Origin of the sequence: Variovorax sp. 38R (assembly GCF_014843395.1) — a bacterium.
GTDB classification, from domain to species: Bacteria; Pseudomonadota; Gammaproteobacteria; order Burkholderiales; family Burkholderiaceae_C; genus Variovorax; species Variovorax paradoxus_H.
The window spans coordinates 5787574-5801427 of record NZ_CP062121.1 but is presented as its reverse complement, the minus strand read 5'-3'; the positions used below and the strand labels follow the sequence as shown (position 1 = coordinate 5801427).

Annotated in this window: 13 protein-coding genes; 3 read left to right on the top strand and 10 right to left on the bottom strand. The window is 70.0% G+C overall.

The genetic code is table 11. The annotated features are described in order from the left end of the window. Positions 1–15 precede the first annotated feature (15 nt). Genes IG196_RS26885 through IG196_RS26875 form a run of 3 tightly spaced genes read right to left on the bottom strand, consistent with a single transcriptional unit; the run spans position 16 to position 4237 of the window. Positions 16–1017, bottom strand: a complete 1002-nt coding sequence (locus IG196_RS26885; protein ID WP_192193748.1) for a Bug family tripartite tricarboxylate transporter substrate binding protein — start codon at positions 1015–1017, stop codon at positions 16–18. 32 nt (positions 1018–1049) lie between these two features. Next, complete coding sequence (locus IG196_RS26880) at positions 1050–3161, bottom strand: acetate--CoA ligase family protein (RefSeq protein WP_192193747.1); 2112 nt, start codon at positions 3159–3161, stop codon at positions 1050–1052. 14 nt (positions 3162–3175) lie between these two features. Further along, complete coding sequence (locus tag IG196_RS26875) at positions 3176–4237, bottom strand: porin (protein WP_192193746.1); 1062 nt, start codon at positions 4235–4237, stop codon at positions 3176–3178. Positions 4238–4458: 221 nt separating this feature from the next. Between IG196_RS26875 and IG196_RS26870 the strand changes: the two genes are divergently transcribed. After that, entirely contained in the window at positions 4459–5121 is a 663-nt protein-coding gene (locus tag IG196_RS26870; protein ID WP_225616814.1) for a Crp/Fnr family transcriptional regulator, read from the top strand. A gap of 16 nt (positions 5122–5137) precedes the next feature. Here the strand turns inward: IG196_RS26870 and IG196_RS26865 are convergent, their stop codons facing one another. The 7 genes from IG196_RS26865 to IG196_RS26835 form a co-directional block, all read right to left on the bottom strand. After that, the gene (locus IG196_RS26865; RefSeq protein ID WP_192193745.1) at positions 5138–5761 is read right to left on the bottom strand and encodes a YdeI/OmpD-associated family protein; all 624 of its coding nucleotides are present in this window, start codon (positions 5759–5761) and stop codon (positions 5138–5140) included. After that, positions 5749–6705, bottom strand: a complete 957-nt coding sequence (locus tag IG196_RS26860) for a phosphatidate cytidylyltransferase (RefSeq protein ID WP_099793091.1) — start codon at positions 6703–6705, stop codon at positions 5749–5751. The genes IG196_RS26865 and IG196_RS26860 overlap by 13 nt, the downstream gene beginning before the upstream one ends. After that, positions 6702–7367, bottom strand: a complete 666-nt coding sequence (locus IG196_RS26855) for a lysophospholipid acyltransferase family protein (RefSeq protein ID WP_192197164.1) — start codon at positions 7365–7367, stop codon at positions 6702–6704. Before IG196_RS26855 ends, IG196_RS26860 begins: the two co-directional genes overlap by 4 nt. A gap of 71 nt (positions 7368–7438) precedes the next feature. Beyond that, positions 7439–7879, bottom strand: coding sequence for a hypothetical protein (locus tag IG196_RS26850; protein ID WP_101490440.1), 441 nt, complete (start codon positions 7877–7879; stop codon positions 7439–7441). After that, on the bottom strand, positions 7872–9212 hold the full coding sequence (locus IG196_RS26845; RefSeq protein WP_192193744.1) for a phosphatase PAP2/dual specificity phosphatase family protein: 1341 nt from the start codon (positions 9210–9212) through the stop codon (positions 7872–7874). Before IG196_RS26845 ends, IG196_RS26850 begins: the two co-directional genes overlap by 8 nt. Continuing rightward, positions 9209–10975 carry a bifunctional alpha/beta hydrolase/class I SAM-dependent methyltransferase gene (locus tag IG196_RS26840; protein WP_192193743.1) on the bottom strand — a complete coding sequence of 589 codons (1767 nt, stop codon included), beginning with the start codon at positions 10973–10975 and terminating at the stop codon, positions 9209–9211. Before IG196_RS26840 ends, IG196_RS26845 begins: the two co-directional genes overlap by 4 nt. Before the next feature lie 38 nt (positions 10976–11013). Further along, complete coding sequence (locus tag IG196_RS26835) at positions 11014–11628, bottom strand: CDP-alcohol phosphatidyltransferase family protein (RefSeq protein ID WP_192193742.1); 615 nt, start codon at positions 11626–11628, stop codon at positions 11014–11016. Positions 11629–11796: 168 nt separating this feature from the next. Here IG196_RS26835 and ruvB point away from each other — a divergent pair, with 168 nt between their 5' ends. Both ruvB and dmeF read left to right on the top strand, forming a co-directional pair. Beyond that, on the top strand, positions 11797–12861 hold the full coding sequence (ruvB, locus tag IG196_RS26830) for a Holliday junction branch migration DNA helicase RuvB (protein WP_099793082.1): 1065 nt from the start codon (positions 11797–11799) through the stop codon (positions 12859–12861). Between the two features lie 10 nt (positions 12862–12871). Next, a complete protein-coding gene (dmeF, locus tag IG196_RS26825) occupies positions 12872–13828 on the top strand; it encodes a CDF family Co(II)/Ni(II) efflux transporter DmeF (RefSeq protein ID WP_192193741.1) in 957 nt (318 codons plus the stop codon). Positions 13829–13854 lie beyond the last annotated feature (26 nt).

Here is a 13854-nt window from a genome sequence, read left to right as displayed (position 1 = left end):
GTGTGCAGAGACGGTTCAATCGAGCTTCACGCCCGTGGCCTGCGTGAGCTTCAGCGTCACGGGCAGGAAGGCCTTGTAGGCCGCGGTGGCTTCGGGCGGCAGGTTGCCCACGGGCTCGGCGCCGAGCTCCTCGATGCGCCGGCTCACCTCGGGCTGGCGCACCACCGCGCTGACCTCGCGGCCCAGGCGCTCGATGACGGCATCGGGCGTCTTGGCCGGCGCCATCAGCGAGGTCGGGCCGGTCATCGCGTAGACCTCGTCGGCGTAGCCCTGCTCGGCGAAGGTCGGCACGTCGGGCAGCGCGCGGGCGCGCCGGGTGCCGGCCACGGCCAGCGGGCGCAGCTTGCCGGCCTTGATGTACGGCTGCAGCGTGGTGATGGAGCCCACGGTCATCTGGATCACGCCGCCGATCAGGTCGATCGCCATCGGGCTCTCGCCCTTGTAGGGCACATGCATCGTCTGCAGGCCGTAGGCCTTGTCCATGTAGACCTGCACCTGGTGCGGCTGCGTGCCCGGGCCCCACGAGCCCATCGAATATTTGCCGGGCGTGGCCTTCACGGTGGCGACGAGGCTCTTGAAGTCGGTGGCCTGAACGGAGGGGTGCACCGCCAGCACGGTGCGCGTGGTGGCAATGTCCGACACCATGCGCAAGTCGGTGCGCGGGTCGTAGGGCAGCTTGCTGTAGAGCACCAGGTTTGCGGTGACGGGCCCCGGCACCGTGAGCAGCAGCGTGTAGCCGTCGGGCGGGCTCTTGGCGACGTAGTCGGTGCCGATGATCCCGCCCGCGCCGCTGCGGTTCTCGACCACCACCGGCTGGCCGAGCCGCTTCGACAGGCCTTCGGCCACGAGCCGCGCGAGGATGTCGGTCGAGCCGCCCGCCTGGTACTGCACGATGATGCGCACGGGCTTGGAGGGGAAGGGCGCCTCCGTGGCGGCCGCCGCCGCGCCTGCCGCGAGGGCCAGCGCCGCGCTCAGGCCGAGTGCGCGCGAAAGGCCGTTCTTCGATGTCGTCGTCATGCGATGTCTCCGGTGGTTGTTGTGGTGGTTCGTCAGGGCGCGCGGCCGACGACCAGCGCGTCGACCGCCACGCAGCCGCCCTCGGCCTGCGGGCGTGCGATCAGCGGGTTGATCTCGGCGCTGTCGAGCGAGTCGCCCGCGCGCTGTGCAAAGTCGGCGAGCGCGCACAGCGCGTCGGCGATCGAATCGAGGTCCGCCGGTGGCCGGCCGCGCGCGCCGTTCAGGATCGCGAAGGCGCGCAGCTCGCGCACCATCGCCAGTGCGTCGTCGCGCGTGATCGGCAATGCGCGCAGCGACACGTCGCGCAGCGTCTCGACGTGGATGCCGCCCAGGCCGAACATCAGCACCGGCCCGAACACCGGGTCGCGGTGCACGCCGGCAATGCACTCGACGCCGCCGGTCAGCATGCGTGCCACCAGCGCGCCGTCGAGCTGCGCCTCGGGCCGTGCCGTGAGCGCGTGGTCGCGCGTGCGCTCGAAGGCTGCGCGCGCCTGCGCCGCACCGCGCAGCCCGAGCGCCACGCCGCCGACGTCCGACTTGTGCGGGATGTCGGCGCTGACGATCTTCACCACCACCGCCTCGCCGAGTGCCTCGGCGGCGGCCGCAGCCTCGTCGGCGCTGCGCACTACGCGGTGCGCGACCACGGGCACGCCGGCGTCGGCGAGCAGCGCGAGGGCGTCGGGCTCGGACATCGTGCCGGGGGCGAGCGTCAACGACGGCGCGATGGATGCGGGCGCCGCAGCCACCGCCGCCGCAGGCTTCAGCCCCGCGAGCGCAGCGATTGTGCGGATGCCGTCCGACGGATCGGCGAACACCAGGCAGCGCATCGCCTCGAGCTCGGCGCGGCGCTCCGGCGAGAGCAGCGTGCTCACCGCCAGCAGCGTGTCGGGATAAGCCTCGCGCAGCGAGGTCACCAGCGAGCGCAGCACCGGCCAGAACGCGTCCGACGCACCGGCGGCGGCGAGAAAGCCCATCCACGAGGCGAAGCCGCGGTCGTCCAGCATCACGCGCGCCGTGCGCTCGATGAGCGTCATGTCGTTGGTCACCTGCCCCGTGATGTCGACCGGGTTGCGCGGCGCCGCGAAGGGCACCCAGCTGCGCAGCGTGTCCTGCGCGGCATCGCTCAGCGGCTGGGCATCGAGGCCTTGCGCCGAAGCCTCGTCGGCCATCAGCGCGCCGACGCCGCCCGAGAGCGTGAACAGGCCGATCGAGCGGTCGCGCGGGCGGCCCGCCACGGCCGCGCTGTGGGCCAGGTCGAAGAACTCCGTGAGGTTGCGCGCGCGCAGCACGCCGTACTGGCGGAACACGGCGTCGTACACCGCGTCGTCGCCCGCCAGCGCGGCGGTGTGCGAGGCCGCGGCTTCGGCACCCAGCGCGGTGCGCCCGACCTTGACCATCACCACCGGCTTGCCGTTGGCCTGTGCCAGGGCCAGCGCCGCACGCAGGCGGGGGCCGTCGCGGCAGCCTTCCATGTAGGCCATGATCACGTCGGTGTCGGGGTCCTGTGCGAGCCAGGCCAGGCAGTCGGCGACCTGCACGTCGGCCTCGTTGCCGGTGGTGGCCCACAGCGACAGGCCGACGCCGCGCGCCCGCGCCATCGCGTACGCATAGGCGCCGAACGCGCCCGACTGGCTCACCAGCCCGATGCGCCCCGGCATCACGCGGCCCACGCCGGGCGCCGGCGAGAAGGTCGCGTACACATGGCGCGCCACGTTCATGAAGCCCAGGCAGTTGGGACCGACCAGCCGCACGCCCGCGGCACGCGCCTTGTCGCCGAGCCGCGCCTGCGCTGCTGCGCCCTCGGCGCCCACTTCCGCGAAGCCCGAAGAGAACAGCACCACGCCCTTCACGCCTGCCGCGATGGCGTCGTCGAGCGCACCGTCGACCAGTGCCGACGGCACCGCGAGGATCGCCAGGTCCACCGGCTGGCCGATGGCGCGCAGGCTGGGAAAGGCTGGCAGCTCCTGGATGCGGTCGGCGTTCGGGTTGACCGGGTAGAGCGCGCCCTCGAAGCCGAAGCGGCGTTGGTAGTCGACGGGGATGCCGCCGATCTTCTGCGCGTTGGACGAGGCGCCGACCACCGCGATGGAACGCGGCGCGAACAGGGCCGACAGGGATTCGGTTTGCGAAGAGAAAAAGTCCATGGGCATTGCAGATGTCAGAAGTTGTGGCGGATGCCGGTGGCGAGCACGCGCACGTCGTTGCCGCTGTTGGCGATCACCGGGATGGTCCCGAGCGAGGCCGAGGCGCCGTGGCGGTTCAGCAGGCGCAGCCAGCGCGCGTAGACCACGGTGCGCTTGCTCAGGTAGTAGTCGTAGCCCAGCGTCCACGCCAGCTGCGAGCGTTCGCTCTCGGCCACCTTGCGCTGCGTGGCGCCGAAGATCAGGTTCGAGGCCGGCGTCACGTTGTAGGTGGCGCCCAGGTTCACGAGCTTCGCGGTCGGCACGTTCGGCAGGCTCGACGCGTTGCGCACGTAGCTGGCGTACAGCTGCAGGCCGATCGACGGCAGCTCGTACGACCCGGTCAGCGCCTGGTAGGTCGTGGTGGCGGGCGAGGCCACGGGCGCCGCGGCCGAGCCAGAGCGCGCGCGCTGGAAGGCATAGGCGATGTAGTACGGCTTGCGCGCCCAGCCGACGTTGCCGCCGTAGACGTTGCCGCTCTGGTGGCTCGGCGCGCTCGATTCGCCAGGTGCGTAAGCCAGGTCGGCAAAGAACTCCATGCTCGCTGGCGTGCGGTAGCGAACCATGTTGCTGGCGCGCGCCGCAAAGGGCGTGAGGCCCGTCTGCGCATCGGTGGCGGCCACGAGGTTGATCGGCGAGAACACCGAGTTCAGGCCGTAGGGGTCGGCCTTGAACAGCGCATAGAACATCGGCGTGTACATGCGGCCCGCGTCGATCTGCCCCCACGGTGCCGAGAAGCCGACGAAGGACTGCCGGCTGAACGACATCGCAGGGCCGGGCAGCGTGCCGTTGCCGGTGTCGGGCGCAAAGCCGCTCTCCAGCGTGAAGTGCGCGCCCATGCCGCCGCCGAGGTCTTCGGTGCCGCGAAAGCCCAGGCGCGAGGCGGTCTGGCCGCCGTCCTCGAGCCGCGTCGAGGAGGCCGGGCCCGACTTGGCGTGCGCCACGTACAGGTCGACCGTGCCGTAGACGGTGACGGTGCTTTGCGCGAACGCAAGGGTGGAGACCGCGAGCGCGAGGCCGGCGGTGGCTGTCTTCTTCATTGGGTGTTGTCTCCGGGTGCGGCGTGCCGCTTGTGTGCTTGTCGATGTCCGGGGCTTACGATAGAAATGAAGACCCGCCGAATCTGTCAACGCTTTGACAGATTCGTGAACATCAAGGCAGGGAGAACCCGCTGGCCCGATCGACTGTTTCCACCCCCAAAGACGCGCCAGACGCCGAGTCGTGCGCCGAGCTGCTCGACCGCGCGCTGCGCTGGAACGAGGTGTTCTCGCACTGGCCCGACGCGCTGCGCGCCGAACTCATGAAGTCGGCGCGCCTGGTGCGCTACCGCCGCCGCACGCAGGTCCTGGCGAGCGACCGCCGCAAGCGCGAGCTGCTGGCGGTGGTGTCAGGCTGTCTGGAAATCAGCAACATGAACCCGCAGGGGCGCAAGTACGTCAACGCGCTGCTCGGTCCGGGCCAGGTGGCGCCGCTGGTGCGCCTGCTGGCCGATGTGCCGCTGCCCTACGACTACCACGCGCACGAAGACTCGGTGATCGTCCACCTGCCCAGCGATGCCGTGATCGCGTTGCTCGACGCCGAGCCCGTGCTGTGGCGCGACGTGGCCAAGCTGGCCCTGCAGCGTCAGCGGCTGAGCGTGATGCTGCTGCAGAGCCAGATGCTGAACTCCGTGCGTGCGCGGGTGGCCGCCACGCTGATGAGCGTGATCCACTTCTACGGCATGCAGGTGAAGGCCGCCGCGAGCCTGCCCGTGCGCCTGTCGCAGCACGACCTCGCGGCGATGCTCGGTCTGTCGCGCCAGACCATCAACAAGGAGCTGGGCCGGCTGGTCGCCGAAGGCGTGATCGACATGAGCTACAAGCGCATCCGCATCGTGGACCCCGACAAGCTCACGCTCATCGCGACCGGCGCCGAGCCGCAATGAGCGGCGTTGCGTCAGCTCAGGGGTGGATCTTCTCGCCCTTGGCGAGCATCTCGACGAACTGCGCGATGCGTCGGGCGCGCGTCTCGGGCTTCTTCGCACCCTGCGTGCGGAACAGCACCGCATAGCGGTTGCGCGCATCGAGCGTGGCGAAGAAGGCCTTGGCGGTGCGGTTGGCATCGAGCGCGGCCTGCAGGTCGGGCGGCACGGTCGCCACGCTCGCGGCGTCGTAGGCCGCGTCCCAGCGGCCGTCGGCGCGGGCGCGCTCCACCTCGGCCAGGCCGCCGGGCTGCATGCGGCCCTCATCGATGAGCTTCAGTGCCTTGTCGCGGTTGATCTTCGACCAGATGCTGCGCGCGGTGCGCGGCGTGAAGCGCTGCAGAAAGAACTGCGCGTCCTGGCTCTTACGCTGGCCGTCGATCCAGCCGAAGCACAGCGCGATCTCCAGCGCTTCGGGGTGGTCGACGGAGGCGATGCCGCTGGCCTTCTTCGCGATGCGCAGCCAGACGCCGGCGTGCGTGGCGTGGTGCTTCTTGTACCAACGCAGCAGCGCGGCGGCGTCGGCGCATTCCAGCGGCGTGTCGTCGACGATGCGGTCGGTCTTGACCGCTGTCTTCTTCGCCGCCGGACTCACGGCACCCACCAGTAGCGCAGCGCGTGGAAGTAGATCGGCGCCGCGAAGATCACCGAGTCGAGCCGGTCGAGCATGCCGCCGTGGCCTTCGATCATGGAGCCCCAGTCTTTCACGCCGCGGTCGCGCTTGATGGCCGACATCACGAGCCCGCCGAAGAAGCCCAGCAGGCAGATCATGAAGGCCATGAGCGCGGCCTGCCACGGGTTGAAGGGCGTGGCCCAGTAGAGCGCGGCGCCCATGGCGGTGGCGCTGGCCACGCCGCCGATGAGGCCTTCCCAGGTCTTCGAGGGCGACAGTTCGGGCGCCACCTTGCGCTTGCCGAAGAGCTTGCCCCACACGTACTGCAGCACGTCGCTGCCCTGCACCACGATGACGAGGAAGGCGATCAGCAGCAGGTTGCGGCCCTCGAAGCCGGGAATCTGCAGCGTGAGCAGCGCGGGCACGTGGCTGATACAGAACACGCACACCATCAGGCCCCACTGGATCTTTGAGGTGCGCTCCAGGAAGCGCTGCGTGTCGCCGCCCACGGCCGCGAGGATGGGCAGCAGCAGGAAGGCGTAGACGGGGATGTAGATCGAGTACAGCCCGTACCAGTCGATCCAGATCAGGAAGTACTGGCCCGGCAGCGCGACGAAGAAGGCCAGCGCGATCGCGCCGTGGTCGCCGCGCCGCGTGTAGGCCAGGCTGATGAACTCGCGCAGCGCATAGAACGAGATCAGGTAGAACAGCACGATCACGCCGCCCTTGCCGAAGGCAAAGGCCAGGCCGATCACCGCCACCATCACCCACCACGCATTGACGCGCGAGTTGAGGTTGTCGATCACCGAGTGCGGCTGGCCGTGCGCCACACGCCACTTGAGCAACGCACCGATCGAAGAGGCGAGCACGAGCACGCCGAAGACGCCGCCAAAGAGCTTGAAGGTGGTCCAGGCGAAGGGAGACAGTTCGATCACGAGGCGGTCCCTCCGTTGGGTTCGATGCGGTCGTACTCGGGGCGCAGGTCGAGCATGGCGGTGCGGGCGCGGGCGAGAAAGGCGACCTTGTCTTCGCCTTCTTCGAGCTGGATCGGCGCGCCGAAGCGCACCGTGCAGGCCAGCGGAATCGGCACCAGCGTGCCCTTGGGCAGCACGCGCTTCAGGTTCTCGATCCACACCGGCACCAGCCGCACATTGGGGCAGGCGCGCGCCAGGTGGAAGAGGCCGCTCTTGAGCGGCAGCAGGATGTCGTCGCCCGTGTTGCGCGTGCCCTCGGGAAACATGATGAGCGAGTCGCCGCCTTCCAGCGCTTCCTTCATCTGGTCGACCGGATTGCCGCCCTGGCCCGAGCCGTCGCGGCGGATCATGAGCGCGTTGAACACGTCCTTGCCGATGAAGTTGCGCAGCTTCGAGGCTTCCCAGTAGTCCTGCCCGGCCACGGGCCGCGTGAGCGCGCGCAGGTCGGAGGGCAGCGTGGCCCACAGCAGCACGAAGTCGCCGTGGCTCGTGTGGTTGGCGAAGTACAGCGTCTGCTCGGCCTTGGGCGTGGTGCCCGACCAGATGGCGCGCACGCCGGTCAGCAGGCCGGCCGCGCCGATGATGAGCTGGCCCGCCACCACCGCGAGCCCGCGGCGCACGATGGCACCGGGCCGGGCGCTGTCGTCGCTGCTGCTGATGCTGTCGTTCTTGTTGGTGCCGTTGTCGTTGTTGTTCAAGCGAGTTCCTGTGTCATGAGGGCGAGGAGGAACAGCGCGTTCTGGCAGGCGATCACGATGGCGTGGCGCTGCATGAGTTGGCGGGTTCCCTGCACGCGGTCGGCGAGCGCGCGGGCGCTGGGGTGCGGCGGCGGGTCGCGCAGCCCGAGCACGGAGAGCGCGTTGTCCAGCGCACCCAAGGTGGCGATCTGTCCGTTGGCCAGGCCTTCGAACAGCGCCTGGTCCAGTCGCAGCCGGAAGGCGAAGTAGCGTTCGAGCACGCCCAGCACCATCACCGCGGCAAACGCCAGGATGGCGGTGTTCGACAGCGCGCGCAGCGTGAGCGCCAGCACCAGCGCCGCGATGCAGGTGAGCGCGAAGCCCCAGAGGGCGAGCGCGGCCGCTGCGCGCAACAGGCCGGCCAGGGAGGTGCAGGTGGCGCGTTCGTTGTCAGTCATGGCGCGAAGGTCCTCCAAGGGGGTCGAGTGCGGCACGCCAGGCGGCGCGCAGCACGATCTGCGGGCGTGCGCGGCGCACGGTGTCTTCGGCGCTCGCCAGGCCGTGGTCGCGGCCCAGCCAGGCGATCACGGCGGCGGCGCTGCGCGAGAAGCCCAGTGCGCAGCAGACCCAGACCGCTGAACCATCGACCGCCGCGGCGCGGCGTTGGCCTTCGATGATGGCTGCGGCGCGGCGCAGGCGCACGGGCGGCGGCACCACGAGGTCGAGCAGCGGCACGCAGCGCGCATGGGTGGGCGGCACGCCGGCCGGCAGTTGCAGTTCGGCGCACAGGCTCACGAGCCGCGGTTGGCCGGCCGCAAGCCATTCGGCGGGCGTGGGGCGCCGGCCCAGGCGCAGGCCCGGCACCACCTCGACCGAGGCGGGCAGCTTGCGCGTCCAGAGCCACACGTTGAAGGCCGCGCCCAGGCGGTAGGGCGCCAACAGCCAGCGCGCCGCCCAGCCCATGCGGCCGTGGCCGTCCATCTGGAAGCCGCGCGCGCCGAAGCCGAGGTAATTGAGCGCCACCAGCGCGAGCGCCGCCGCAGGCCACGCCAGCCACAGCGCCACGCCGCCCGTTGCCAGCCCTGCGCCCAGGCACAGCGCCGCGCCCACGGCATAGAAGCCCGCGAGCTTCAGCCGCTGCGGATCGCGCGCGAGGCGCCACGCGCGCAGCATCGACACCCGGCGCGCCATCGGCCACAGCCAGACGCAGAAGATGCCGAGCAGTGCGCCGGTCGGGATGTCGATGAAGTGGTGCTGCCAGGTCGTGAGCACCGAGGCGCAGATCGCGAAGGCCCACACATGCAGCACGAGCCGCGCCCACGGCGGCCGGATGAAGCGCCGGTACCAGTCCCACAGGATCACGGCCAGCGCGATGTGCAGCGAGGGTGCCTGGTTGTACGGCTGGTCGAAGCCGCGCAGCGCGTTGAACAGGAAAGCGGGCGCACCTTCCACCGGCGGCTGGCCGAAGCTGAAGTGCAGCGGCCAGAGGATGAAGCAGGTGCAGGCGATGAGCGTGGCGCTCACGAGCCGCAGTGCATGCCGGTCGAGCGTGTGGCGGTCGCGCGCCAGGAACAGCGACAGCGCGTAGAAGACGTTGATGGTCCAGTACGGAAAGATCGTCCAGGCCCAGAAGGGCACCTGCCGCTCCCAGTCGAAGGCCATCGACGGCACGCTGGCGCGCGTGGTGGCCCACCAGTTCGCGAAGCCGTACGTGGCGTAGAACAGCGGCCCCAGCAGCACCAGCCACGCGGCGGCGCGTTTCCACGGCCGGGGCGCCAGCCGGGCGGTCATTGCGCGACGCGCACTGCCAGCGACACCGTGAAGATCCCCCACTCATCCACGCGCTGGTCGATCTTGCGGAAGCCCGCCTCTTCGACCAGCTGGTCCATCTCGGCCTGCGTGCGCCGGCGCATCACCCAGGCTTCGCCCTGGCGGTGGCTGGTGAGGGCGCGGGCGATCATTTCGAGCTGCGGGTGCCAGGGCTGGCCGGTGTAGACCAGGTAGCCGCGGTCTTCCACCGCGTCGCCCACGCCCGCGAGCGAGCGGCGCACCATCTCGTTGTCGGGGAACAGCTCGTACAGCCCCGACACCACGGCCAGCGTGGGCCGCGGCGTCACGCTGGCAAGGCTCACGCGGTCGAAGGCGTCGGCCTGCACGAACTGGGCGACGTCTTCCAGGCCCTTCTCGGCGATCAGCGCCGTGCCGTCGCGCACGTTGATGTCGCTGTAGTCGCGCAGCAAAACCGAGCTGGCCTTGACCGGGCTGGCCAGCACCGCGTCGAGCACGTAGCGACCGTGGCCGGCCGCGATGTCCATGAGCCGCACCTCGCGGTGCATCTCGACCAGCCGTTCCATCGCGATGCGCAGCAGCTCTTCGACGTGGACCTTGCGCTGGCGGATGCCGCGCCAGCCGATGGAGTCGAGGTAGGTGCGGTCGACCGAGCGGCCCAGCGCGCCCTTGCCCTGCGGCTGGTTGCGGTAGACGTAGTCGAGCGTGCTGCCCGAGTCGAAGCCGGTGGCGTGGCCCAGCGCCACGCCGCTGGACAGCGCGCCGCCCACGCGCAGCCCGCCGCGCGTCATGGCCCAGTAGGCGCCGCGCGGCGACAGCGGCGACAGCGGCTCGGCCAGCGCACGCGATTCGTCGGCCGTGTGGCCGCTCAGGTGCGCCTCGCGCAGGTCGACCGGCACGGCCGGCTCGTCGAAGCGCTGCAGGATGAACTCGCGGATCGACGCCACCGCGGGCGCCCGGTCTTTCTCGCCCAGCGTGTCGTGGAAGAAGCCCGGCAGCACCGTCTTCGTCTTCACGGCGCTGCCCAGCCGGTCGAAGAACTGGTGCTGCGGCTTGTGGTGCACCACCCAGTCGGCGCCGGAGATGAGCAGCTGCACCGGCAGCGTGATCGCGTTGGCGTCGGCCACCACGCGGTCGGCCGCTTCGTACAGGCCCAGCAGGATGTTGACGGCAATGGGGCGCGAGATCAGCGGGTCGTTGGTGTAGCTCGCGATGCGCTCGGGGTCGTGCGTGAGGAACTTCGGCTTCACGTAGCTGTTCACGAAGAACAGCCCGCGCAGCTTGTGCATGAGCGCCAGCCCCGGCCGCGCGAACGGCACATAGAGCTTGACCTTGAAGGCCGGCGAGGCCAGCGTGAGGCCGCGCACCTTGGGCGCGTAGTCGTGCGCCCAGGTGGCGATCAGCACCGCGCCCACGCTCTGCGCCACCACGTGGATGTCGTGCTCGGGCACGCCGTGCGCGGCGGCGATGTGCTGCACGAAGGTCTGCACGTCGCGCACCGAGGTGCCGAAGCTGGGGCTGTAGCCGCGCTGGCCCGGCGAGCGGCCGTGGCCGCGCGCGTCCCAGGCGAAGAAGTCGAAGTCGGGCAGGTTCAGCTCATCGACCAGGTGCGCCATGCGCGCGCCGTGCTCATGGCCGCGGTGGAACAGCAGCACGGCACCGCGCCGCACGGCGCCCGTGGCCGGCCAGTGGCGATAGAACAGCGATTCGCCGTCGTGCGTGCGGAAGTGGTGTTCGGCGGCGACGCGGGGTGCGGAAAGGGTCATGAAGCGGGTTCTTTTCTATTTATTTGTGTGGGGGTGTTTCAGGCGACGGGCGCCTCAGCCTCGGCCAGTGCGCGGCGGATGCGGTTGACGACCGTCCAGGCCACCAATGCAGCCAGCAGCGGCATCAGCAGCGCCGTCCAGCCCGGCAGCGGCCCGCCAAGGGCCACATACAACCCGAGCGCGCCGAACACGAAGGCCCGGTCGCTCTTGCCCATCGGCCCGTCGTAGCGGCGCGAGGCGCCCACCGTCGGGCCCAGCGCGCCGGCGAATTCGCTCAGCCCGGCCAGCACGATGACCGTGCCGACCCAGAACGGCGCAAACGGCACCACGAGCACGAAGGGCAGGTAGAGCGCGGCGTCGGAGACCACGTCGGTGAGTTCGTTGAGGAAGGCGCCCAGCTTGCTTTGCTGGTGGTGTTCGCGCGCCAGCATGCCGTCGATGGCGTTGAAGGCCATGCGCAGGAACATCCAGGCGGGGATCAGGCCGAAGGCGGCCAGCGAGGGTGCGGCGAAGAACAGCCAGAGCCCGAGCACGACCGACACCGCGCAGGCCGCCAGCGTCACCTGGTTGGCCGTCACGCCCATCGCGTGCAGCCGGACCACGAGCGGTCGCAGCAGCGCCTGGAAACGCGGTTTCAGTTCGTAGATGGACACGTTCTGACTTCCCTCTCTTGTTATGTTCTACAGGCATTCTGCCAGCGTGAAAAATGGCCCCCACGCTCGGCACTTCGTGTCCTCGCTGCCCCCCGAGGGGGCGCTCGCTTGCTTGGGGCGGCCCGGCGCAGCGCGCGGACTAAACTCGTCTGTGAACACCCACCCCAAATGACCATCCAGACCGACGATTTCGCCCCCGCCCCGCAACGCGTGGTGTCCGCCGCCCCGGCCTCGCCCAACGAGGAGGCGATCGAGCGGGCCCTGCGGCCCAAGCTGCTCGACGAGTACGTCGGCCAGGCCAAGGTGCGCGAGCAGCTCGAGATCTTCATCGGTGCGGCACGCAAGCGCAAAGAGGCGCTCGACCACGTGCTGCTGTTCGGCCCGCCGGGCCTGGGCAAGACCACGCTGTCGCACATCATTGCGGCCGAACTGGGCGTCAACCTGCGCCAGACCTCGGGCCCGGTGCTCGAGAAGCCCAAGGACCTGGCGGCGCTGCTGACCAACCTCGAGCCCAACGACGTGCTCTTCATCGACGAAATCCACCGCCTGAGCCCGGTCGTCGAAGAAATTCTGTACCCCGCGCTGGAGGACTACCAGATCGACATCATGATCGGCGAGGGCCCCGCGGCGCGCAGCATCAAGCTCGACCTGCAGCCCTTCACGCTGGTGGGCGCCACCACCCGCGCCGGCATGCTGACCAACCCGCTGCGCGACCGCTTCGGCATCGTCGCGCGGCTGGAGTTCTACACGCCCGAAGAGCTCGCGCTCATCGTGACCCGCAGCGCCCGCCTGCTCAAGGTCGAGACCGACGCGGCCGGCGGCTTCGAAATCGCGCGCCGTTCGCGCGGCACGCCCCGCATCGCCAACCGCCTGCTGCGCCGCGTGCGCGACTACGCCGAGGTGAAGGGCGACGGCCGCATCACCGAAGACATCGCCCACAAGGCACTCGCCATGCTCGACGTCGATCCGCAGGGCTTCGACCTCATGGACCGCAAGCTGCTCGAGGCCGTGATCCACCGCTTCGACGGCGGCCCGGTCGGCCTGGACAACGTGGCCGCCAGCATCGGCGAAGAGCGCGACACCATCGAAGACGTGATCGAGCCCTACCTCATCCAGCAGGGTTATCTGCAACGCACACCGCGCGGGCGCATCGCCACGCTCGCGGCCTACCGCCACCTGGGCGTGACGCCGCCGTCGAGCCGCTCGGACGGACAAGACCTTTTCGGAGCCTGAAGAGAATTCCATGCACACCCATGACCTGAGCGCCTGGCAGCACGACCACCATTTCGGCGCCGGCAATGCCGCTGCCGAACGCAGCACCCGCCTCGTGATGTGGATCACCGCAGCCATGATGGTGGTCGAGATCGGCGCCGGCTGGTGGTTCAACTCCATGGCATTGCTGGCCGACGGCTGGCACATGAGCTCGCACGCGCTGGCCATCGGCCTGAGCGCCTTTGCCTATGCCGCCGCGCGGCGCTACGCCCGCGATCCGCGCTTTGCCTTCGGCACCTGGAAGATCGAAGTGCTCGGCGGCTTCGCGAGCGCGCTGCTGTTGCTCGGCGTCGCCGCGCTCATGGTGGTCGGTTCGCTGGAGCGGCTGTGGTCGCCCGTGGCCATCCACTACCCCGAAGCCATTTCGATCGCGGTGCTGGGCCTGGTGGTGAACCTGGTCTGCGCGCGGCTCCTGGGGCATTCGCACGATCACCACGGCCATGACCACGGGCACGGTCATGACCACCACGGTCACGACCACGCACATGGCCACGACCTCAACCTGCGCTCCGCCTACCTGCACGTGGTGGCCGACGCCGCCACCTCGGTGCTCGCCATTGCGGCGCTGCTGGGCGGCTGGTTCTACGGCTGGTCCTGGCTCGACCCGGCCATGGGCATCGTCGGCGCCGTGCTCGTCGCCGTCTGGGCCAAGGGCCTGCTGAAGGAAACCGGCAAGGTCCTGCTCGACCGCGAGATGGACCACCCCGTTACCGAAGAAATCCGCGAAGGCGTCGAGACGATGCTGGCCGATTCCGAAACCCGCGTGGCCGACCTGCACGTCTGGCGCGTCGGCCGCGATGCGTATGCGTGCGCGCTCACGGTGGTGACGCACTCGCCGTCGCTCACGGCCGACCAGGTGCGGGCGTGCTTCTCGATGCACGAGGAGATTCGGCACTCGACGGTGGAGATTCAGCGCTGCGCTGACTGAGTCGAGGTCTTGCTCCTTCCCCCTCT

Coding starts and splice junctions, on each gene's coding strand:
- IG196_RS26885 (WP_192193748.1), bottom strand. CDS start 1,017: ATGACGACGACATCGAAGAACGGCCTTTCGCGCGCACTCGGCCTGAGC.
- IG196_RS26880 (WP_192193747.1), bottom strand. CDS start 3,161: ATGGACTTTTTCTCTTCGCAAACCGAATCCCTGTCGGCCCTGTTCGCG.
- IG196_RS26875 (WP_192193746.1), bottom strand. CDS start 4,237: ATGAAGAAGACAGCCACCGCCGGCCTCGCGCTCGCGGTCTCCACCCTT.
- IG196_RS26850 (WP_101490440.1), bottom strand. CDS start 7,879: ATGACTGACAACGAACGCGCCACCTGCACCTCCCTGGCCGGCCTGTTG.
- IG196_RS26845 (WP_192193744.1), bottom strand. CDS start 9,212: ATGACCGCCCGGCTGGCGCCCCGGCCGTGGAAACGCGCCGCCGCGTGG.
- IG196_RS26840 (WP_192193743.1), bottom strand. CDS start 10,975: ATGACCCTTTCCGCACCCCGCGTCGCCGCCGAACACCACTTCCGCACG.
- ruvB (WP_099793082.1), top strand. CDS start 11,797: ATGACCATCCAGACCGACGATTTCGCCCCCGCCCCGCAACGCGTGGTG.
- dmeF (WP_192193741.1), top strand. CDS start 12,872: ATGCACACCCATGACCTGAGCGCCTGGCAGCACGACCACCATTTCGGC.